We start from the raw sequence: 21,029 nt of genomic DNA, 5'->3' as shown, positions 1-21,029 counted from the left end.
GGTGGGCGGGCGCGGGTTCTGGCAGGGGGTGTCTGGGGTGGGTTGGTCGGGTCCGGTCTCAGACGGCGGGGTGCCGGCCCAGTGCCGGCCCCAGCTTCGTCGCGATGTCGGTCAGGATCTGGACGTAGTCCTCGTGCTCGAACGTGAACGGCAGTGCGAAGGCGACCTCATCGATCTCACGGAAGGCGGCGTGGGCGTGCAGTTGTTCGGCGATCTCGGCGGACGTGCCCACCAGGTCCGGCGCGAAGAGAAGCCGTCCCGGCCCCTGCGGCGCGGTGGTCCGGGGGAGCCGCTTCGCCGCGTAGGCCTCGTACCTGGCGCGCTGCTCCGGCGTAGCCGAGTCGGTGGGGATGACGACGAGCCCCTGCGAGACCCGGGCCCGCTCCCCGTCGGGGTGATGCGCCCGGAACTCCCGGATGTGGGAGAGCTGGACACCGGCGAAGTCCACGGGCCCGGACCCGGTCGCCGGCTCCGGCCCCTCCGCCTTCACGACACTGCTGGTCAGGAAGTTCATGCCGTTCTCGCCGGCCCACCGCGCCGACCGGAGGCTGCCGCCGCCGTACCACATACGCTCGCCCAGCCCGGCGGAGTGCGGCTGGACCCGGTCGGAGAAGACCTCGAACCCCTCGGTGCCGCTGAAGTCGCTGGCCGCCTCGCCCCGGACGAAGCCGAGGAGCCGCCGGACCCGTTCGAAGCCGAAGTCCTCCGCGTCGGCGGTGTCCGGGTAGAGCGCCGCTTTGACGGTGTCGTAGTGCATCGGTGGTCCGACGCTGATGCCCGGGTTGAGCCGGCCGCCGGAGAGCAGGTCGACCGTGGCCAGGTCCTCGGCGAGCCGCAGCGGGTTCTCCCAGCCCAACGGGATGACGGCGGTGCCCAGTTCGATACGGCTCGTGCGCTGCGAGGCCGCCGCCATGACGGCGACGGGGGAGGAGATGCCGTACTGCAGATGACGGTGGCGGAGCCACGCGCTGTCGAAGCCGAGCCGTTCACCCAGCTCGATGATCTCCAGCGTCGACTCGTGGCCCCGGCGTGGGTCGGCCTCGTCGAACAGCCCGATGGTCAGAAACCCCAGCTTCCGCAACGGCCTCGATGCCGGTGCGGTGACGCCGGTCTCCACGGATCCGTCCATCGTCTTCTCCAAGTCCTCCGGCGAACTTCGGTGGTGGGGACGATTGTGGCAGGCGGGGACGGGGAGACGGCGAGCGGAGTCGCGTGAACGGCTCTGTGGGGACGGGAAGTTCGTGCTGTCCGCGCGACGGCGGGTCCGGTCACGGAGGGTGTCCGTCCGGGCGTTGTGATCACGTACCGCGATCATGTGCGGTCCGGTCGGGGCGGTGGTGGCGACGACCGGAATGATGATCCGTAAAAGTTGGGGTTTCGGGCGGCGGGTGGGGCCGGGGAAGCGCCGGATCTCTCGTACAGTTTGCGCCGTGGGATCTCTGCGCAATCCGATCGGGCCGCTTCCCTCCACCATCTACTGGCGACGGAGGGCCATTCTGCTGACCGCCCTCGGTCTGCTCGCGATCCTGGTCGTATGGGTCGTCGTCGGCGGTGGCGGGAACAGTGGGAACAACGCGGGCGAGCCCGACGGAAAGAATCCCGCGACCTCGATCACTCCCGGGCCGTCCGAGTCCGGTCCCGCGATCAGTGAAGCGCCGGGCGGGCGGGACGAGTCGGGCGACGAGTCGAGCGCGGGAGGCGACGGTTCGGGCTCCGGTTCCAGTTCGGGCTCGGGTTCGGGTTCCGGCTCTGACTCCGGGTCCGGGGGCGCCGATGGCGGCTCCGGTGCCGCGGGCGGGGGCACGTCGGACGACGGCGGCAAGAACGGGAGCAGTTCAGGTGAGCAGGTTCCGGCCGGCTCCAGTCTGCCCAACTGCACCGCCGGGGCCGTGAAGTTGACCCTGCGCAGCGTTCGTAACGACTACGAGGCCGGGGTGAACCCCACGTTCGAGCTCATCGCCCGTAACTCCTCCGGTGGTGACTGCAAGCTCGATCTCGGGCCGGACAACACGGTGGTGACGATCACCACGGCCGATGACGACGACGCGTTCTGGGCGTCCGACGACTGCCATGAGACCGCGGGCAGCCTGCTGTTCAGGGTGCCGGCCGGGGACCGGGTCACCTACACCGTGGAGTGGAACCGCGAACCCAGCGCGCCCAACTGCGCGACTCCGTCGGCGGGTTCGGCCACCGCCGGGACGTACCTCGTGGAGGCGAAGGCGCCGGGGCTGCCCACGGCCCGGACGTCGTTCGTGCTGGAGAAGGACTGACGGAGGGGGCCCGGTCGGGGTTCGCGCCCCCGGACCCCCCTGCCGGCCTTCGGCCTTCGGCTTCGTCCGTGCACGCCGGACGGGCCGAGTGGGGCGGTGGCGGTCAGACGTAACGCTCCAGGATCGACGACTCCGCCAGGCGCGACAGGCCCTCGCGGACGCTGCGGGCGCGGGCCTCGCCCACTCCGTCGACCGTCTGCAGGTCGTCGACGCTGGCGGCGAGGAGTTTCTGGAGACCGCCGAAGTGTTCGACGAGCCGGTCGATGATGGCGCCCGGGAGGCGGGGGACCTTGGCCAGGAGGCGGTAGCCGCGCGGGGAGACCGCGGAGTCCATGCCCTCGGGGGAGCCGGTGTAGCCGAGGGCGCGGGCGACCGTGGGGAGTTCGAGGAGCTCGGCGTGGGCGAGGGCGTCGAGCTCGCGGAGGGCCTCGTCGACCGTGCGGGAGCGTTTGGCGGTGGGTTCCGGGACGTAGTCGCGGACGACCAGCTCGCGTTCCGGTTCGACGCCCGCGATCAGCTCGTCGAGCTGGAGGGCCAGAAGGCGGCCGTCCGTGCCCAGTTCGACCACGTATTCGGCGATTTCGGTGGCGATGCGGCGGACCATCTCCAGTCGCTGGGCGACCGCCGACACGTCCCGGACCGTCACCAGGTCCTCGATCTCCAGTGCGGACAGGGTGCCCGCCACCTCGTCCAGGCGGAGCTTGTACCGCTCCAGGGTCGCCAGGGCCTGGTTCGCGCGGGACAGGATCGCCGCCGAGTCCTCCAGTACGCGCCGGTGGCCGTCGACGTACAGCGCGACCAGGCGCATCGACTGGGAGACCGAGACGACCGGGAACCCGACCTGCTTGCTCACGCGGTCGGCCGTGCGGTGCCGGGTGCCCGTCTCCTCGGTGGGGATCATCGGGTCGGGGACCAGTTGGACGCCCGCCCGGAGGATCTTGGAGAGGTCCGTGGACAGGACGATTCCGCCGTCGAGCTTGCACAGCTCACGCAGACGCGTGGCCGTGAACTCGACATCCAGGACGAATCCACCGGTGCACATCGGCTCGACGGTCTTGTCGAAGCCGAGCACGATGAGCCCGCCCGTGTTGCCGCGGAGAATCCGCTCAAGCCCGTCGCGCAGGGCCGTGCCTGGGGCCACGGCGCTCAGTGAGGCGCGCATCAGGCCATCGGCACCGGAGCTCCCGCCGGACTTTCCGGGAGCTGCTGCCCGGTCGTTGGCTGCCACTGCACTCCTCCGGTCGCAGGTTCTGGGACGCTCCCGTTTCGCACACGTGGTTCGTACGGACGGGCGAGACCTGCGCAAAGTCTACCGGCGGTCCTCCTCGTCCCGTGGGGCCTCTCGCCTACGGGATCGGGGCAGTACCCGGAGCGCGTCTCCCATGTCGGCCACTTCCAGGACCTTCATACCGGGAGGAACCTTGCCGGGGTCGGACGGAACGAGCGCGTGAGTGAAGCCGAGACGGTGCGCTTCGGAGAGGCGGCGCTGGACCCCGGTGACCCTCCTGACCTCGCCCGCGAGGCCCACTTCACCGATCGCCACGAGGTTCTTGGGCAGGGGGGTGTCGGTCGCCGCCGACGCCAGGGCGAGCGCGATCGCCAGGTCCGCCGCGGGCTCCGAGAGCTTCACACCGCCGACCGTCGCCGAGTAGATGTCCCGCTTGCCGAGGGCGCTGATACGGCCGCGCTGCTCCAGGACCGCGAGCATCATCGAGACCCGGGAGGTCTCCAGGCCGGACGTCGTTCGGCGGGGGGAGGGCAGCTGCGAGTCGACTGTGAGCGACTGCACTTCCGCGACCAGGGGGCGGCGGCCCTCCAGGGTGACGGTCAGGCAGGTGCCGGGAACGGGTTCGTCGCGGCGGGTGAGGAAGAGGCCGCTGGGGTCGGTGAGGCCGGTGATGCCCTCGTCGTGCAGTTCGAAGCAGCCGACCTCGTCCGTGGCGCCGTAGCGGTTCTTGATGCCGCGGACCAGACGGAGGCGGGCGTGGCGGTCACCCTCGAAGCTCAGGACCACGTCGACGAGGTGTTCCAGGAGGCGGGGGCCCGCGATGGCGCCGTCCTTTGTGACGTGTCCCACAAGGAGTGTCGACATACCGCGGTCCTTGGACGCGCGGATGAGGGCGCCGGCGACCTCGCGGACCTGGGCCATGCCGCCGGGGGCGCCGTCGATCTCGGGAGAGGCGATCGTCTGGACCGAGTCCAGGATCAGGAGGGACGGCTTCACCGCGTCCAAGTGGCCGAGTACGGCGGAGAGGTCGGTCTCGGCGGCGAGGTAGAGGTGGTCGTGGAGGGCGTTGATGCGGTCGGCCCTCAGGCGGACCTGGCTGGCGGACTCCTCGCCCGTGACATAGAGGGTCGGGTGTTCGGCGTCGGCGGCCTTGGCGGCGACGTCGAGGAGGAGGGTGGACTTGCCCACGCCCGGTTCGCCGGCGAGGAGGACGACGGCGCCGGGGACCAGGCCGCCGCCGAGGACGCGGTCGAGCTCGGGGACTCCGGTGGTGCGGGCGGTGGCCTGGCGGCCGTCGACCTGGCCGATCGGGACGGCGGAGGTGGTGACCCGGCCGGGGGCTGTCGTACGGACGGCGGGCGTTCCGTACTCCTCGACCGTGCCCCACGCCTGGCATTCGGGGCAGCGGCCGAGCCACTTGGCCGTCTGCCAGCCGCACTCTGTGCAGCGGTAGGACGGACGGTCCTTCGCGGTCTTCGTACGGGCAGCCATGCACGAACCGTAACCGAGGGCACTGACAGCCACGGGGGGTTGGGCCGGTTCGGGTGCGCGGCCGGGGATTCGGGCCGGTTCGGGTGGGTGGCCGGGGGCTTCGGGCGGCCGGCCACCATGTGCGGTGGGCGCATGTTCGCCGTGGGGCGTTCTGTCCGGCGGCCGCGGGTGGTTGTGGTCGCTCGCGCGGTTCCCCGCGCCCCTTTCGGGGCGCGGGCCTCAGCGGCGAATCTGCCTGCCTCTTGCCCGGCCGAAACCGGCCCCGCCCAGCCTCCCTACGGGCGGCGGCCGGTCGTCAGCTCCGCCGGGCGGTACGGGACGTACGCCGCGCCGTCGAGGCCGAGGGCGGTCGCGGCGGTCTGCAGGGCGCCCGGCGTCGCGGAGGCTCCCCATCGGCCGGTGTCGAGGCGGGACTCCAGGGCGTGGAGGGCGGCGACGGTCTCGGCGGTGGTGAAGGTGCAGTGGCCCTGGCGTTCCACGTACGCCTGGCGGAGCAGCGCGCCGTCGCCGGAGGCGCGGACGCGGTCGGCGAAGCGGTCTTCCTGCTCGACGGGGACGAGGTCGTCGGCGGTGGTGTGGATGTCGAGGAGGGGGACGGCGAGGTTCTGGCCGGCGGAGGAGGTGCGCTCGCCGGTGGCGACGGCGGACGGGTCGGCCTTGATCTTCGCGTTGGCGGTCAGGTTCCTGAGGTCGGCCCGCAGGTCGAGGCCGGCCTCTCGGTACAGGGCCTTGACCAGCGGCGCGTGCTGGGACGTGGACAGCACGCGCGCGTAGTCGACGCCCTTGTTCCCGGAGTTGTTGCCGCCCAGGGCCTTCTCGACGTGGTAGCGGGCGGGCTCGACGCGGTTGAGGATGCCCCGGGCGAGCCACTCGTACTGCTGGGCCTGCTGGTCCGCCCAGTCACGGGCGGCGGGGCGGTCCTTGCCGGGTGCCCAGGTGGGCAGGTTGAGGTAGGCGGCGGCGAGGGCGATACGGGCACGGCCCTCGGGGGTCTCCTGGGCGGCGACGACGGCGTCGGTGAGTTGCCGGCCGGTCTCGGCGCCCTCGGCCTCGGAGGCGAAGTCCACCAGCTTCACCTGTGTGTCGGGGAGCAGGAGCCGGGCGATCGTGTACTCGGCGTCGAGCTGGTAGGTGTGCAGGTCGTTGGCGCCGGCCACGAGACCGCAGAGGCCCAGGGCGCCGTCGATCCCGCCGGCCCCGGAGCCGGCGAGCCGGGCGTTGACCAGGCCGCCCATGGACTGGCCCATGGCGAGGGTGCGGGTGGGTTCGCCGATCTTCTCGGTGACCGCCGCGATGGTGGCGACCTGGTCGCGCTCCGCGCTCTCCAGGCCCCAGAGGGTCTCGCTGACGTCGTACGAGGAGCCGGTGAGCGCGTAACCCTCTTCGAGGAGGCGCAGGCGTACGGCCTCGCGGGGCGCGTTCTGGGCCGCCCTGCCGCCGAAGCCGTGGCTGAAGACGATCAGGGTGCCGTTCCAGTTCTCCGGGACGTCCGCCATCCAGTCGGCGCCGTCCGCGAGGGTGCCGGTGAGGCGTTCGACGGCGGGAGCGGCCGCCTGCGGAGCGGCGGTCGAGACGGAGGCGCTGGTCAGCGAGAGGACGACGGCCGCGGCCAGGGCGGCGAGCGTGCGGGTGGAGGACGAGCGGGGGGTGCGTGCGGCCATGAGGGTGGGGCTCCTGACTCGGCGTACCTGAAGGTAACTTGGACTCCTGGGAATTTAGGCGGTTCGGTGGCCGTCGTCAATAAAGTGCACAACATTAGGCGGGATGGCGCCGGAACCCGGGGTTCCGGTCCCCTTATGAGGGATCGTTTCACCCGTACGGAGTAAATGTGCTGAAGGGGCAGGAAGGTGCCGCTTCCGGGCGCCTACCGTCCATGAATGATGAGCATCAGTCCGGAAACCTCGACCCGCACCACCGGCGCACACAGGGCGCACCGCGAGGCGCGCGATCGGGCGGCGGCGCGCGCGGTGGCGCAGCGCCCGCCGACGCGCTACGAGCCGTACCTGGACGGCCTCTTCACCTACTGCATGTCCGTGCTGTGCGACCACGACGCGGCGACCGCGGCTCTCACGGACGTGCTCGTGCTCGCCGGGCGCCGCCGGTGCCCGGACGACGCCGACGACCACCGGGCCCGGCTGTACGCGCTGGCACGGTGGGCCTGTCTGCGCAGGCTCGCCGAGGTCCGGCAGAAACGGCCGGGCACCCATGCCTCCGGACGCCCACCCGCACACGGCGGGGGGACCGAGAAGTCGCGCGCCGCGAAAGCCGCCGCCAGGTCCGCCGCCCTCCCCGAGGACGAGGAGCGGCGGCGCAGACATGAACTGGCCCTGCTCGCCTGGCCGGAGGCCGCCGGCACCACACCCGAGCAGCGCGAGGCGCTGGAGCTGGCCGTGCGGCATCAGCTCACCGCCCACGAGGTCGCCGACGTGCTGGGGATGACCCCGGCCGCCGCGCGGGAGCTGCTCGCCTCCGCCGCCTGCGAGGTGGAGCGCACCCGGGCGGCCCTCGCCGTCGTAGAGACCGGCGCCTGTCCGAGCGTCGCCCGCCTCACCGGTGACCAGCAGCTCGTCCTGAGCGCCACCCTGCGCCGCGAGCTCGTCCGGCACGTCGACGACTGCCCCGTCTGCCGCCGCGCCGCCGAGCGCGCCGTCCCCGGCCGCTGGCCCGGCACCAGCGTCACGCCCGCCGCGCTGCCCGTGCTCGCAGCGCCCCGCGCCGCCCTGGGTCCTGCGACGGCGCACCTCACGCGCGCGCGTGGCGGCGCCCCCCGCTTCGACCGGCGGGGCTTCCCCATGGACCCGACGGACCGCGCGGCCCGCCGGGACCGGCTGCGCGCGCGTGCCGTCACGACGACCGTCGTGGCCACCGTGGTCGCCGCGCCCGTCTTCGCCCTCTGGGCCGCCTACCGGGGCGCCCCCCTCATCGGCGAGGGCGGCGACGGCCGTTCGGTCAGCGCGGGCGAGGAACAGGGCGACGGCGACGGCACCGTCGGCGAGGGCGTCGGCGACGCGTACGAGAACGCCGGCAACGCGACCAGGCCCGGCGCCCGCCCCGGCAAGGGAAAACACGCGGCGGACGACGTGTCCGTGGAGGTCACCCAGGGGAAGGCACGGGGTGCGCTCTCCGTCGCCGCCGCCAACGACGGTGACACCACCCTCATCACCCTGAGGGCGACCGGCGACTCCCCCGTCCGCTGGTCCGCCCGCACCGGCGCCGACTGGCTCTACCTCAGCCGATCCTCGGGCACCCTGGAACCCGGCGAGTCCGCGACGATCAAGGTGTACGTCGACCAGCTGAGCGAGCCCGCCGGGTACTGGACGGCCCAGGTGTCGCTGGCTCCGTCAGGGGCCGTCGTGACGATCGAGGGCTACGGCCCGGTGCCGACACCTCCGGTCGACTCCGGGCCGACCCCACCGGCCCCGGACCCGGGCCCGCCGGGGCCCACCGACCCGCCCCCGGCACCCGACCCGGACCCCACACCCACCGGTCCGGTCCAGCCCGATCCGACCCCGACACCCACCGACCAGGCCCCCACGGACCCGCCCGGCCCGACCACACCGCCGGGCGACGGCGGAGGCGACCCCCCGCCGACCTCGTAGCGCCGACGGGGGAGGGAAAATCCTGGTCCGGCTACGGCCCGACCGGATCCGCCGGATGCGGAGCCACCAGCGGCAGCCGGGACGCCAGGCGCTGCTCGCACAGCTCGACCAGGCGGTCGTACCCCGCCTTGCCCATCAGCTCGGTCAACTCCGGTCGATACGACACGTACACCGGGTCACCCGCGCCGTGCGCCGAGGTCGCCGACGTGCACCACCAGTGCAGGTCGTGGCCGCCCGGACCCCAGCCGCGGCGGTCGTACTCGCCGATCGACACCTGGAGCACGCGCGTGTCGTCGGGCCGGTCGATCCAGTCGTACGTGCGCCGGACCGGCAGCTGCCAGCAGACGTCCGGCTTGGTCTCCAGCGGCTCACGGCCCTCCTGGAGCGCCAGGATGTGCAGCGAACAGCCCGCGCCCCCGGCGAAACCGGGCCGGTTCTGGAAGATGCACGACCCCTCGTACGGGCGGGTCTGGCGGTCGCCGTCCTCGTCCTTGGAGACCCAGCCGGTCTCCGTGCCCACGTCGTGGAACTGCCAGATCTCGGGAGTGAGCCTCGCCACATGTCCGGCGACGCGCTTCTCGTCGTCCTCGTCCGAGAAGTGGGCACCCAGGGTGCAGCACCCGTCGGCCGCGCGGCCCGCCTGGATGCCCTGGCAACCACTGCCGAAGACGCAGTTCCAGCGAGAGGTCAGCCAGGTCAGATCGCAGCGGAAGACCTGCTCGTCGTCCGCCGGATCAGGGAACTCCACCCACGCGCGCGCGAAATCGAGCCCCTTCTCGTCCGGCGCGGTGGACTGCGCCGAATCCTTCATCGACTTCGGTGGCCTCTTCGCCGCCTTCGCCCGCGAAGAGCCGCCGGCCGCGGCCGCTCCCGCTGCCGACTTGTCGGCCTTTGCCTTTTTCGTCTTTGGCACCTGTCCAGGGTACGGCGCCCGAGGTCACATCGAGGACGGCGCACGGCTCCGCTGGCAGTAGCGTTCCGCCCATGAGACTCGGTGTCCTCGACGTGGGATCGAACACGGTGCATCTGCTGGTGGTGGACGCACACCCGGGCGCGCGCCCGCTGCCCGCGCACTCGCACAAGGTGGAGCTGCGCCTTGCCCAACTCCTCGACGAGGCCGGGGCCATCAGCCCCGAAGGGGTCGAGAAACTCATAGCAGTCGTCCACGAGGCGCTCCAGGCCGCCGAGGACAAGGGTGTCGAGGAGCTGCTCCCGTTCGCCACCTCCGCGGTGCGCGAGGCGAGCAACGCCGACGACGTCCTCGCCCGCGTCAAGGACGAGACCGGCGTCGAACTACAGGTGCTCACCGGCGCCGAGGAGGCGCGGCTGACCTTCCTCGCCGTCCGCCGCTGGTTCGGCTGGTCGGCCGGCAAGCTCCTCGTCCTCGACATCGGCGGCGGCTCCCTGGAGATCGCCTACGGCATAGACGAGGAGCCCGACGCCGCCGCCTCGCTGCCCCTCGGTGCCGGCCGCCTCACCGCCGGCTGGCTTCCCGACGACCCGGCCACCCCCGACGACATCCGCGCCCTGCGCCGCCATGTCCGGGCCCAGATCGCCCGTACGGTCGGCGAGTTCAGCCGCTTCGGCGCCCCCGACCACGTCGTCGCCACCTCCAAGACCTTCAAGCAGCTCGCCCGCATCGGCGGCGCCGCCCGCTCCACGGAGGGCCTCTACGTCCAGCGCGACCTCAAGCGCGAGGCCCTGGAGTCCTGGGTCCCCAAGCTCGCCGGCATGACCACCGCCCAGCGCGCGGTCCTTCCCGGCGTCTCCGAGGGCCGCGCCAACCAGATCCTCGCGGGCGCCCTGGTGGCCGAGGCCGCGATGGATCTGTTCCAGGTGGAGACCATGGAGATCTGCCCGTGGGCTCTGCGGGAGGGCGTGATCCTGCGGCGACTCGATCACATGAACTCGATCACATGAACTCGATCACATGAATACGGCGTAGGCCCATCGGGTGTCTGGATTGTCCGCGGACGGGTGGGGGCTGGTCGCACGATTCCCCGCCCCCCTGAAAGCAAAAAGCACGGGCGCGGCCCCTGCTTCTCAGCGGCGCGGGGAACCGCGTGAGCAACCACGAGGCACCCGCGGCCGCCCTCATCGAGTACCCCCAACGGCGCACAGGCGAGCCACCCCGCCCCGGCCGACAACCCGGACCCGGGCCCACACGACGAAACGCACCCCTTAGGCTGTCCCGCGTGGCAGACGTCGTGCGGATCCCGGATGCGAAGGTCGCCCTGTCCACGGCCTCCGTGTACCCGGAGTCGACGGCGACGGCCTTCGAGATCGCCGCGCGCCTGGGCTACGACGGCGTGGAGGTCATGGTCTGGACCGACCCGGTCAGCCAGGACCTGGAGGCTCTGCGCCGCCTCTCCGACTACCACCAGATCCCGATCCTCGCCGTCCACGCCCCCTGTCTGCTGATCACCCAGCGGGTGTGGTCCACCGACCCGTGGGTCAAGCTCCAGCGCGCCCAGGCCGCCGCCGAGAAGCTCGGCGCGAGCACGGTCGTCGTGCACCCCCCGTTCCGCTGGCAGCGCCAGTACGCGCGCGACTTCGTCACCGGGATCTGGCGCATGGCGGGCGAGACGGACGTACGGTTCGCTGTCGAGAACATGTATCCCTGGCGCTACCGCGACCGCGAGATGCTCGCGTACGCCCCCGACTGGGACGTGACGAAGGACGACTACCGGCACTTCACGATCGACCTCAGCCACTCCGCGACCTCGCGAACCGACGCCCTGGAGATGGTCGACCGAATGGGCGACCGTCTCGGCCATGTGCACATGGCCGACGGCAAGGGCTCGGCCAAGGACGAGCACCTCGTGCCGGGCCGCGGCAGCCAGCCCTGCGCCGAGCTGCTGGAACGTCTCGCCCTGAGCGGTTTCGACGGTCACGTCGTGATCGAGGTCAACACCCGCCGCGCCATGTCCGCCGCCGAGCGCGAGGCCGACCTGGCGGAGGCACTCGCCTTCACCCGGCTGCACCTCGCCTCCGCCGCGCAGGTCCGCCGGCCGTGACCTCGGCCACCCCCCGCCGCCGGGGCCGGCCCTCCCGTACGGAGTCGGCCGACACCCCCGCCGCCCGCGACCGCATCCTCGCCGCGGCCCGCGAGGAGTTCGCCGAGCGCGGCTACGACAAGACGTCCATGCGCGGCATCGCCAAGGCCGCCGGGGTGGACTCGGCGCTCGTGCACCACTACTTCGGCACCAAGGACCAGGTGTTCGAGGCGGCCATCACGCTCTCCTTCGCCCCGGTGATGGAGGCCCCCCGGACGGTCGAGGAAGGCCCCCTGGACGGTGTAGGGGAGCGGCTCACCCGGTTCATCGTCGGAGTCTGGGAGAACCCGACGACCCGGGCGCCCCTGCTCGCGATCGTCCGCTCCGCCGTGAACAACGAGGCCGCCGCCGCCGTCTTCCGCCGCATCATCTCCACCCAGGTCCTCCGCCGCGTCGCCGGCCGCCTGGACGTCCCGGACGCGGAACTACGTGCCGAGCTGGCCGCCGCCCAGCTGGTGGGCATCGCGATGCTCCGATACGTGATCAAGGTGGAGCCCTTGGCCTCGGCGGACCCGGAGCAGATCATCAGAAGGGTCGCGCCGGTGGTGCAGGCCCACCTCACCGGGCCCGGTCTCTAGGGGCGCGGGGCTGTGCCGATCTGCCGCTCCGCCGCGTGGGCGCGACCGGCTCCCGCCGGACCAGCAGCCGACAACCGAGACACCCATCCCGCATTTCGGACAACCTGTCCAACCCTTGGAGCAACGGGCGTACGCTCGACTCAGTCAGAAGTCTCTGATCGCAGTCTCTGAAGGAGCGAGCGCGATGCCCCAGCTGAGGTCCCGCACAGTCACCCACGGCCGCAACATGGCGGGCGCCCGCGCCCTTATGCGCGCCTCCGGTGTACCGGGCGCGGACATCGGCCGCAAGCCGATCATCGCGGTCGCCAACAGCTTCACCGAGTTCGTGCCGGGCCACACCCACCTCCAGCCGGTGGGCCGCATCGTCAGCGAGGCGATCCGCGAGGCCGGCGGCATCCCGCGCGAGTTCAACACGATCGCCGTCGACGACGGCATCGCGATGGGCCACGGCGGCATGCTGTACAGCCTCCCCTCCCGCGACCTGATCGCGGACAGCGTGGAGTACATGGTCGAGGCCCACTGCGCCGACGCCCTGATCTGCATCTCCAACTGCGACAAGATCACCCCGGGCATGCTGAACGCCGCCCTGCGGCTCAACATCCCGACCGTCTTCGTCTCCGGCGGCCCCATGGAGTCCGGCCGCGCCACGCTCGTCGACGGCACGGTCCGCACGCTCGACCTGGTCGACGCGATCTCCGACGCGGTCAACGACAAGATCTCGGACGAGGACATCCTCCGTATCGAGGAGAACGCCTGTCCGACCTGTGGTTCCTGTTCCGGCATGTTCACCGCCAACTCGATGAACTGCCTGGCGGAGGCCATCGGACTCGCCCTCCCGGGCAACGGCTCGGTCCTGGCCACGCACACGGCCCGCCGGGCGCTGTATGAGAACGCGGGCCGCACGGTGATGGACATCACCCGCCGCTACTACGAGCAGGACGACGAGACGGTCCTGCCCCGCAACGTCGCCACCTTCGCGGCCTTCCAGAACGCCATGGCGCTCGACATCGCGATGGGCGGCTCGACCAACACGATCCTGCACCTGCTGGCCGCCGCCCAGGAGGCGGGCGTCCCGTTCGACCTGGACGACATCAACGAGGTCTCGCTCCGGGTGCCGTGCCTGGCGAAGGTCGCGCCGAACGTCGCCAAGGACCGCACGTACTACATGGAGGACGTGCACCGGGCCGGCGGCATCCCCGCCCTCCTCGGCGAACTGCACCGCGCGGGCCTGCTCAACGAGGACGTGAACTCGGTTCACAGCTCGTCCCTCGCCGACTGGCTGAAGACCTGGGACGTGCGCGGCGGGTCCCCGTCGCCGGAGGCCCTGGAACTGTGGCACGCGGCACCCGGCTGTGTTCGTTCCGCCGAGGCCTTCTCCCAGTCGGAGCGCTGGGAGGCCCTGGACGTGGACGCCGCCGGCGGCTGCATCCGCAGCGCCGAGCACGCGTACTCGAAGGACGGCGGCCTCGCGGTCCTCAAGGGCAACCTGGCGGTCGACGGCTGCGTGGTGAAGACGGCCGGCGTCGACGAGTCGATCTGGACCTTCGAGGGCCCGGCGGTCGTCTGCGAGTCGCAGGAGGAGGCCGTCCAGAAGATCCTCATGAAGGAGATCAAGGAGGGCGACGTCGTCGTCATCCGCTACGAGGGCCCCAAGGGCGGCCCCGGCATGCAGGAGATGCTCTACCCGACCTCGTACCTGAAGGGCCGCGGCCTGGGCAAGTCCTGCGCGCTCATCACCGACGGCCGCTTCTCCGGCGGCACCTCCGGCCTCTCTATCGGCCACGCCTCGCCCGAGGCGGCCGGCGGCGGCACGATCGCCCTCGTCGAGGACGGCGACCGCATCCGCATCGACATCCCGAACCGTACGATCGAGCTGCTCGTCGACGACGCCGAGCTGGCCCGCCGCGAGCAGGCCCTCAACGGCGTCTACGCCCCGAAGAACCGGGAGCGCAAGGTGTCGGCCGCGCTGCGCGCCTACGCCGCGATGGCCACCAGCGCCGACAAGGGCGCGGTGCGGGACGTCAGCAAGCTGGGCTGAGAATCCGCACGGATACCGCGCATCGAGGGCCGTTCACCGATCGGGGGCGGCCCTCAGCCATGCGGCCGCCCGGCTGCGCCGGGGCGGGACGTCACCAGCTCGCCGGGTCGCTCCCGTCCAGCCCGAGCACGGTCCCGTCGAGCGCGCCCACGCAGACGCGGCCGTCGATGATCACAGGCTCGGGCAGTGCGGCGGTGACCCGGTCCGAGTTCCCGAGCCGCGACGCCGTGTCCCCGCTGATCCTGCCCTTCCGCGCGTCCACGGCGAGCAGCCGCCCGTCGGACGAGGTGAAGTACACATGCCTGTCGTCGGCGACCGGCGCCGAACCCCGCGCGACTCCGGTCTCGGTCCGCCACAGCTGCTTGCGGGCCGCCATGTCGACGGCCGCGAGCGAACCCCCTGAGCCGCTCAACAGGTAGACGACGTCACCCCGCACGACACCGCGGGCCTGTTCGAGCCGCACGGGCAGCGCGACCCGGACCGTCTTCTTGGTACCGGGGTCGTACCGGACCACCGCGACCGTGTCGGGGTAGACGCCGCCGATCGCGGCGAGGAAGAGGACGCCGTCACGGGCCCCCACCGGTTCCAGGTGACCCTCCAGTCGGGCGTCCCACCGCACGTCCCCCGTCTCCGGGTCCACCGCGGTGATCCGCGTGCGCGCCCCCGCACCCTCGCCGGTGACGCTCGCCACGTACGCCGACCGGTCCCCGTCGAACGACGTGAAGTACGCCTCCGGCTGCCCCGGGATCCGTCCGCTCCACGTCGTGTCGCCGGTGGCGGTGTCCACGCCCGTGACCGTCCCGTCGGCGGCGGTCAGCAGCAGCGTGCCGCCCACGTAGTGCTGGGCGCCGTACGCGGAGATGTCCCGCTCCCACCGCACCTCGCCGGTGTCGGGGTCGAGCGCCTGGGCCCGGCGGCTCTCGTCCGTCAGCACCTGCACCAGCCCGCCCGACTCGACGGGCGGGTCTCCCGCGCCCAACGCACCAGCCCTGCCGACGGTGTGCCGCCACAGCACGCTGCCGTCCGCCGGATCGAGCGCCGAGACCAGCCCCGGCTGCGAGCACAGCAGCTTCCCCGCCCCGTACGAGCACTGCGGCGCGTTCTTTTTCTTCGCCGCCGGTCTGGTGGCCCAGGCTTCGAGGGCCGGCGCGGAGGCCGCACCACCGGCCCGTGGCGTGGCCGTACCACCGCCGGCCTGTCCACCGTCACTGCCCAGCGCCCGTACCGAGGCGAACCCCCCACCCGCGACGAGCACCAACGAGGCGGCGACCAGCACGGCCCGCTTGCGTGGCCCGCCGCGCGCCCGGCCCCCACGCCCGGATTCGTCCCGCCCGTCGGACCCGTCACCACAGCCGCGGTTCCCCGCGCCTGTGCCTGTGCCGGGGGCCGGGTCCGCCCCTGTGTCCTTGCCCGCCCACGTGTCCCTGCCCGTGTTCCGGCGGGTGTCCCCGCCGGCGGCCCGGCCCGGTGCAGATGCCCAACCCGCTCCTTCTCGCTCCCGCTGGGTCGTCACGAAGGTCTGGGTGTCGTACGAGGCGGCCACGGACCGGAGTTCGCCCATCAACTCGTCCGCCGTGGGCCGGTCCTCGGGCTCCTTGGCGAGGCAGGCGCGGACGAGCGGTGCGAGGTTCTCGGGTACGTCGGTGAGGTCCGGCTCGTCGTGGACGACCTGATAGGCGACGACGTAGGGGCTGTCGGAGTCGAAGGGCCCGCGCCCGGTGGCCGCGTGCACGGTCACCGAACCGAGGGCGAAGATGTCGGCGGCGGGCCCGACCTCCCTGGGCCGCCGGAACTGCTCGGGGGCCATGAACGGCGGTGTGCCGATCAACTTCCCTGTCTCGGTGCGCAGTTCACTGTCCTTCGGCCGGGAGATACCGAAGTCGATGACCTTGGGTCCGTCCTCGGCGAGCAGCACGTTGCTGGGCTTGAGATCCCGGTGCACGACACCGGCGCGATGGATGTCGCGCAGGGCCTCCGCGAGCCCGGCCATCAGCCGCCGCAACTGTCCCGGCGGCATGGGCCCGTTCCGCTTGACGTGCTCGGCGAGCGTCGGGCCGGGGATGAAGAGGGTGGCCATCCAGGGTCGGGCGCTGTCGGTGTCGGCATCCACGACAGGCGCGGTGAAGGCACCGCTCACCTGCCGAGCGGCGGCGACCTCCTGCCGGAAACGCCCTCTGAACTCGGGGTCCTTCGCGAACTCGCCGTGTACGACCTTCACCGCGAGCCGCAGTCCCGAGGTCGAGGTGGCCAGATGGACGACGCCCATGCCGCCGGAACCCAGACACGACTCCAGACGGTACTGGCCGGAGTACGCAGGCAGTTCCGCTTCCGCTCCCGACCCGGTGCCCCGTTGCGGTGCCATGGGTCCACCCCCGTGCTGTTTCGGCCGCTCGCGCGACGCTCGGAGCCTAGTCGATGACGCGTACGGGACAGAGGCGGCTTGCTAGCCTTCACGTGCGAAAAACGCACAGGTGTGTGTGTCCTGATTCAGGGGTATCAAAGGGTCCCCATGGCTTGCATGGGGACTTAACGGGGTTTTAAACGGGGGGAGTTCAGCCATGTCTGTCGACCATGTCGAAGAGATCGCGGGGGATGGCGAGAGGGAGCGGACCACCACGGCGTCGGCCGAGGTTTCGGCCACCGCCGCGACGGTCACGGCAGCCGTCCGCTACTACTCGGTCGCTCCGGGCGTCCGTCTCAACGTCCGCAGCGGCCCGAGCACCAGCTACGGAATCGTCCGGGTTCTCGCCGAGAACGTTAAGGTGCCGATCTACTGCCAGACCCCGGGCCAGACCATCTCCGGCCCCTACGGCACCACCAACGTCTGGGACAACATCGACGACGGCCAGTACATCTCCGACGCCTACGTCTACACAGGCAGCGACGGCTACGTGGCCGGACGCTGCGGCTGACCCGAGGCGCCGCGAACCGACGCGACGGGCGGCTCTGACAGCGATATCGCGCGGCGGTTGGGAGATCGCCGCAGTACCTCCGCGGGTACTGCGGCGTGGCTGTCCGGAGTCCGCGAGGCCACCCGCTACAGGCACGAGGGCGCCCGATGCCACCGCGAAGCGGCTCCCACCCCGAAGCCATAATCGACCCGTGAGCGACAAACCGAAGAACAATCAGGCGGAGCAGGAGCAGCAGCCGCAAAAGCTGCGGGAGCCGCAGGAACTCCAGGCGTCCCCGGCACCCCACGCGACCCCCACGGGCCCTCGTCCCGAACCCATCCGCTTCTTCGGGACGACCTGGCTGAACCGCGACGGCAACTACACGGCCCGCCGCGCGACCGTCACCGTCGGCTCGTTCGCGGCTCTGGCGGTCTCCTGCCTGGTGCTGCGCCTGGCCTACGAGGGCCTGCAACTGGCCGCGGTCGGCGGCTTCGTCAGCATCCTGGTCGTCGTCATGTTCGCCACCTGCAGCGCCCTCGCCTTCGGCCACACCTGGGGTGCCTTCACCAAACGCCCCGACCCGGCCCGCCAGTCCTCCCTACGAGGCCTTCTCACCATCGGCTTCCCAGGCTCCCTGACCGCCTATTTCCTCCGCTCCCTGAAAGAGGCCCCGGGCGAGTCCCTCCACCGCGAGGAATACACCACGGCCCGCCGACAGTACGACCGCCGCACAGCCAAGCGCACGAAGAACCCAGCGAAGCGACACCGGGCCTAGCGGCCCCGGAGCCCCAACACAGGCACATGGACTGAGCAAGCCACACAACCACCGGCCCCGCCCGCAACTCCCACTCCGCGAGCCCGCCCCGCAACCGCGCCCGACTACTCCTGAGATTTACGACGTAGACCTTCTGCTGGCCATCCGCCCCTGAGCCCGCCCCTCCTGCTCCCGCCCCCCCACTCCGCACGGGCGCGGGCCCGCACCCCCGTATGCACCGGCGACCCGGCCGGCGCCGCGACAGGAAGTACGCCGCGCGATCACCGCGGTCATGCGCAGCGCCCCGAGCGCCCCGCACGCCACGTTCCCGACCACCCCACCTCCGCGAGCAACCGGGGTCATCGAACCCACGGCACCCGCACGGCCTCCAGCAGCCCCCTCTCGCCCCGCCGCGCCTTCACGCACCGAACCCGAGCCGCCGTCCCCCTTGACGGCCCACTCGCCCTGCGCAATATTCATCACATGATGAATTACTCGCGGAACGAGCCGCCACCCCAACCCGCCACCCCCATCGGCTCCACTGTTCTCCCCGCCGTCCACGCGCAGGACCTCACCGCCGCCCGAGGCCCCCGCACCGTCCTCCGCGGCCTCGACTTCGCCGTCCCCCAAGGCCAGATCACCGGTCTCCTCGGCCCCTCAGGCTGCGGAAAGTCCACCCTGATGCGAGCGATCGTCGGAACCCAGGCCAAGGTCAGCGGCACCCTGAACGTCCTCGGCCGCCCCGCAGGCGACGCCACCCTCCGTTCCCGCATCGGCTACGTCACCCAGGCACCCTCCGTCTACGACGACCTGACGGTCAGCCAGAACCTCGCCTACTTCGCCGCGATCCTCGACCCCGGCCGCGCCGCCGCCGACCGCCGCCACGAGAACGTCACCCGGGCCATCGCCGACGTGGACCTGACCACCCATGCCAACGCCCTCGCCGGCAACCTCTCCGGCGGCCAACGCAGCCGCGTCTCCCTGGCCGTGGCCCTCCTCGGCACCCCCGAACTCCTGGTCCTCGACGAACCCACCGTCGGCCTGGACCCCGTCCTCCGCCGCGAACTCTGGACCCTCTTCCACACCATCGCCGCCGAACGCCGGGCCACCCTCCTGATCTCCTCCCACGTCATGGACGAGGCCGAGCGCTGCCACCGCCTTCTCCTCATGCGCGAGGGCGAGATCCTCGCCGACGACACCCCCGAGGCCCTCCGCACCCGCACCCACGCGGAAACAGTCGAAGCGGCCTTCCTCCGCCTGGTCGACGAGGCCACGGTGACCGCACCCACGACCGCGACCGGGACCGACGCCCACCAGAAGGAGCCGGTGCGATGACCACCACGACGAACACCAACACGAAGAAGACGAAGAAGACGAAGGAGAGGGAGAAGTCGACGGAGACGACGACGAATCCGACCGCGTCCACAACCCCTGCGGCTTCCCGCCCCAGCGCCCTCAGCTACTCCCGTACGACAGCCACAGCCGCCCGAGTCCTCCGCCAACTCGGCCACGACCCCCGCACGATCGCCCTGCTGATCCTCATCCCGTGCGTGATGCTGTTCCTGTTGCGCTACGTCTTCGACGGCAGCCCACGCGTCTTCGACTCCATCGGCGCCTCACTCCTCGGCATCTTCCCGCTGATCACCATGTTCCTGGTGACCTCGATCGCGACCCTGCGTGAACGCACCTCGGGGACGCTGGAACGCCTCCTCTCCATGCCCCTCGGCAAAGGGGACCTCATCGCCGGCTACGCCCTGGCTTTCGGCACCCTGGCGATCATCCAGTCCGCCCTCGCCACAGGCCTGGCCGTCTGGTTCCTCGACCTGGACGTCACCGGCTCCCCCTGGCTCCTCCTGATCGTCGCCCTCCTCGACGCCCTCCTGGGAACCGCCCTCGGCCTCTTCGTCTCGGCCTTCGCCTCCTCCGAGTACCAGGCCGTCCAGTTCATGCCGGCCGTGATCTTCCCCCAACTCCTCCTCTGCGGCCTGTTCACACCCCGCCCCGACATGCACCCCGCCCTGGAAGCCATCTCCAACGTCCTCCCCATGTCCTATGCCGTCGACGGCATGAACGAAGTGCTCCTCCACACCGATATGACCGCCGACTTCCTACGCGACATCGCGATCGTCGCCGGCTGCGCTCTTCTGGTCCTCACCCTGGGAGCGGCCACCTTGAAGCGCCGAACGACCTAGCGGCCGACCAGCCACCCCGCCCACCTGACGTCCCGCCCACCGGACACCGCAGCCGAACCCCTACCCCCGGTGCGAGGATGGCTCCAGGACGACGCACCCCCGGAGGGCACCCGCACCATGAGCCAGAAAGTCGCAGTCCTCGGCACCGGCAAGATCGGCGAGGCCCTGCTCAGCGGCATGATCCGAGCAGGCTGGGCGCCCGCAGACCTTCTGGTCACCGCCCGCCGACCCGAACGCGCCGAAGAGCTCCGCACCCGCTACGGCGTCACCCCGGTCACCAATGCCGAGGCCGCGAAGACCGCCGACACGCTCATCCTCACGGTCAAGCCTCAGGACATGGGCACCCTCCTCGACGAACTCGCCCCGCACACCCCCGCCGACCGCCTGGTCATCAGCGGCGCCGCAGGCATCCCCACCTCCTTCTTCGAGGAGCGCCTGGCCGCAGGCACCCCTGTCGTCCGTGTCATGACGAACACGCCCGCCCTCGTGGACGAGGCCATGTCCGTCATCTCCGCCGGCAGCCACGCGAGCGAGGCCGACCTCGCGCACGCCGAGGAGATCTTCGGCGCCGTCGGCAAGACACTCCGCGTCCCCGAGTCCCAGCAGGACGCCTGCACCGCCCTCTCCGGCTCCGGCCCGGCGTACTTCTTCTACCTGGTCGAAGCCATGACCGACGCGGGCATCCTCCTGGGCCTGCCCCGCGACAAGGCCCACGACCTGATCGTCCAGTCCGCCATCGGTGCGGCCACGATGCTCCGCGACAGCGGCGAACACCCCGTCAAGCTCCGTGAGAACGTCACCTCTCCCGCCGGCACGACGATCAGCGCCATCCGTGAACTCGAGAACCACGGAGTACGCGCCGCACTGATCGCCGCGCTGGAGGCAGCCCGCGACCGGAGTCGCGAACTGGCCTCCGGCAACAACAGCTGACG

17 protein-coding genes are annotated in these 21,029 nt (G+C 71.6%); 11 read left to right on the top strand and 6 right to left on the bottom strand.

Annotated features, from left to right (window positions below):
- Positions 1 to 58: 58 nt before the first annotated feature.
- Entirely contained in the window at positions 59 to 1,129 is a 1,071-nt protein-coding gene (locus OG622_RS21265) for an LLM class flavin-dependent oxidoreductase (protein WP_371578138.1), read from the bottom strand.
- Between the two features lie 301 nt (positions 1,130 to 1,430).
- Between OG622_RS21265 and OG622_RS21260 the strand changes: the two genes are divergently transcribed.
- Complete coding sequence (locus tag OG622_RS21260; RefSeq protein WP_371578136.1) at positions 1,431 to 2,270, top strand: hypothetical protein; 840 nt, start codon at positions 1,431 to 1,433, stop codon at positions 2,268 to 2,270.
- 103 nt (positions 2,271 to 2,373) lie between these two features.
- On the opposite strand, the gene disA is transcribed toward OG622_RS21260, so the two are convergent.
- From disA to OG622_RS21245, 3 genes are all read right to left on the bottom strand, one after another.
- Positions 2,374 to 3,498 (bottom strand): DNA integrity scanning diadenylate cyclase DisA, encoded by a 1,125-nt coding sequence (gene disA / locus OG622_RS21255; protein ID WP_371578134.1) that lies wholly within the window; start codon positions 3,496 to 3,498, stop codon positions 2,374 to 2,376.
- 81 nt (positions 3,499 to 3,579) lie between these two features.
- Positions 3,580 to 4,989, bottom strand: coding sequence for a DNA repair protein RadA (radA, locus tag OG622_RS21250; RefSeq protein WP_371578132.1), 1,410 nt, complete (start codon positions 4,987 to 4,989; stop codon positions 3,580 to 3,582).
- Positions 4,990 to 5,264: 275 nt separating this feature from the next.
- Complete coding sequence (locus OG622_RS21245) at positions 5,265 to 6,650, bottom strand: alpha/beta hydrolase (RefSeq protein WP_371578131.1); 1,386 nt, start codon at positions 6,648 to 6,650, stop codon at positions 5,265 to 5,267.
- Between the two features lie 216 nt (positions 6,651 to 6,866).
- On the opposite strand from OG622_RS21245, the gene OG622_RS21240 reads away from it, so the two are divergent.
- The gene (locus OG622_RS21240) at positions 6,867 to 8,588 is read left to right on the top strand and encodes a hypothetical protein (protein ID WP_371578129.1); all 1,722 of its coding nucleotides are present in this window, start codon (positions 6,867 to 6,869) and stop codon (positions 8,586 to 8,588) included.
- A 31-nt stretch (positions 8,589 to 8,619) separates the two neighbouring features.
- Here OG622_RS21240 and OG622_RS21235 read toward each other — a convergent pair whose 3' ends face one another.
- Positions 8,620 to 9,501, bottom strand: a complete 882-nt coding sequence (locus OG622_RS21235) for a hypothetical protein (protein ID WP_371578127.1) — start codon at positions 9,499 to 9,501, stop codon at positions 8,620 to 8,622.
- Positions 9,502 to 9,572: 71 nt separating this feature from the next.
- Here OG622_RS21235 and OG622_RS21230 point away from each other — a divergent pair, with 71 nt between their 5' ends.
- The 4 genes from OG622_RS21230 to ilvD all read left to right on the top strand — a co-directional run bounded on the left by OG622_RS21230 (position 9,573) and on the right by ilvD (position 14,260).
- Positions 9,573 to 10,508, top strand: a complete 936-nt coding sequence (locus OG622_RS21230) for a Ppx/GppA family phosphatase (protein WP_371578125.1) — start codon at positions 9,573 to 9,575, stop codon at positions 10,506 to 10,508.
- 275 nt (positions 10,509 to 10,783) lie between these two features.
- A complete protein-coding gene (locus OG622_RS21225) occupies positions 10,784 to 11,605 on the top strand; it encodes a sugar phosphate isomerase/epimerase family protein (protein ID WP_371578123.1) in 822 nt (273 codons plus the stop codon).
- The gene (locus OG622_RS21220; RefSeq protein WP_371578121.1) at positions 11,602 to 12,222 is read left to right on the top strand and encodes a TetR family transcriptional regulator; all 621 of its coding nucleotides are present in this window, start codon (positions 11,602 to 11,604) and stop codon (positions 12,220 to 12,222) included. Before OG622_RS21225 ends, OG622_RS21220 begins: the two co-directional genes overlap by 4 nt.
- Before the next feature lie 184 nt (positions 12,223 to 12,406).
- A complete protein-coding gene (gene ilvD, locus OG622_RS21215; protein ID WP_371578120.1) occupies positions 12,407 to 14,260 on the top strand; it encodes a dihydroxy-acid dehydratase in 1,854 nt (617 codons plus the stop codon).
- A gap of 91 nt (positions 14,261 to 14,351) precedes the next feature.
- On the opposite strand, the gene OG622_RS21210 is transcribed toward ilvD, so the two are convergent.
- On the bottom strand, positions 14,352 to 16,622 hold the full coding sequence (locus tag OG622_RS21210; RefSeq protein ID WP_371578118.1) for a serine/threonine-protein kinase: 2,271 nt from the start codon (positions 16,620 to 16,622) through the stop codon (positions 14,352 to 14,354).
- Between the two features lie 196 nt (positions 16,623 to 16,818).
- On the opposite strand from OG622_RS21210, the gene OG622_RS21205 reads away from it, so the two are divergent.
- The 5 genes from OG622_RS21205 (at position 16,819) to proC (ending at position 21,027) form a co-directional block, all read left to right on the top strand.
- Positions 16,819 to 17,172 (top strand): SH3 domain-containing protein, encoded by a 354-nt coding sequence (locus tag OG622_RS21205; protein WP_371578117.1) that lies wholly within the window; start codon positions 16,819 to 16,821, stop codon positions 17,170 to 17,172.
- A gap of 190 nt (positions 17,173 to 17,362) precedes the next feature.
- The gene (locus OG622_RS21200) at positions 17,363 to 17,926 is read left to right on the top strand and encodes an EamA/RhaT family transporter (RefSeq protein WP_371578116.1); all 564 of its coding nucleotides are present in this window, start codon (positions 17,363 to 17,365) and stop codon (positions 17,924 to 17,926) included.
- Between the two features lie 462 nt (positions 17,927 to 18,388).
- The gene (locus tag OG622_RS21195) at positions 18,389 to 19,240 is read left to right on the top strand and encodes an ABC transporter ATP-binding protein (protein ID WP_371578114.1); all 852 of its coding nucleotides are present in this window, start codon (positions 18,389 to 18,391) and stop codon (positions 19,238 to 19,240) included.
- Positions 19,237 to 20,097 (top strand): ABC transporter permease, encoded by an 861-nt coding sequence (locus OG622_RS21190; protein ID WP_371578112.1) that lies wholly within the window; start codon positions 19,237 to 19,239, stop codon positions 20,095 to 20,097. The genes OG622_RS21195 and OG622_RS21190 overlap by 4 nt, the downstream gene beginning before the upstream one ends.
- 117 nt (positions 20,098 to 20,214) lie before the next feature.
- Complete coding sequence (gene proC, locus OG622_RS21185) at positions 20,215 to 21,027, top strand: pyrroline-5-carboxylate reductase (RefSeq protein WP_371578111.1); 813 nt, start codon at positions 20,215 to 20,217, stop codon at positions 21,025 to 21,027.
- The last annotated feature ends 2 nt before the right edge of the window (positions 21,028 to 21,029 follow it).

This window comes from Streptomyces sp. NBC_01314 (genome assembly GCF_041435215.1).
Taxonomy (GTDB): Bacteria; Actinomycetota; Actinomycetes; order Streptomycetales; family Streptomycetaceae; genus Streptomyces.
Note: the sequence above shows the minus strand (reverse complement) of the source record. Positions and strands in the feature narration are given on the sequence as shown.

Bases quoted from the DNA above. Each gene is read 5' to 3' on its own strand.
- OG622_RS21265 (WP_371578138.1), bottom strand. From the start codon at position 1,129: ATGGACGGATCCGTGGAGACCGGCGTCACCGCACCGGCATCGAGGCCG.
- radA (WP_371578132.1), bottom strand. From the start codon at position 4,989: ATGGCTGCCCGTACGAAGACCGCGAAGGACCGTCCGTCCTACCGCTGC.
- OG622_RS21245 (WP_371578131.1), bottom strand. From the start codon at position 6,650: ATGGCCGCACGCACCCCCCGCTCGTCCTCCACCCGCACGCTCGCCGCC.
- OG622_RS21240 (WP_371578129.1), top strand. From the start codon at position 6,867: ATGATGAGCATCAGTCCGGAAACCTCGACCCGCACCACCGGCGCACAC.
- OG622_RS21230 (WP_371578125.1), top strand. From the start codon at position 9,573: ATGAGACTCGGTGTCCTCGACGTGGGATCGAACACGGTGCATCTGCTG.
- ilvD (WP_371578120.1), top strand. From the start codon at position 12,407: ATGCCCCAGCTGAGGTCCCGCACAGTCACCCACGGCCGCAACATGGCG.
- OG622_RS21210 (WP_371578118.1), bottom strand. From the start codon at position 16,622: ATGGCACCGCAACGGGGCACCGGGTCGGGAGCGGAAGCGGAACTGCCT.
- OG622_RS21205 (WP_371578117.1), top strand. From the start codon at position 16,819: ATGTCTGTCGACCATGTCGAAGAGATCGCGGGGGATGGCGAGAGGGAG.
- OG622_RS21195 (WP_371578114.1), top strand. From the start codon at position 18,389: ATGATGAATTACTCGCGGAACGAGCCGCCACCCCAACCCGCCACCCCC.
- OG622_RS21190 (WP_371578112.1), top strand. From the start codon at position 19,237: ATGACCACCACGACGAACACCAACACGAAGAAGACGAAGAAGACGAAG.
- proC (WP_371578111.1), top strand. From the start codon at position 20,215: ATGAGCCAGAAAGTCGCAGTCCTCGGCACCGGCAAGATCGGCGAGGCC.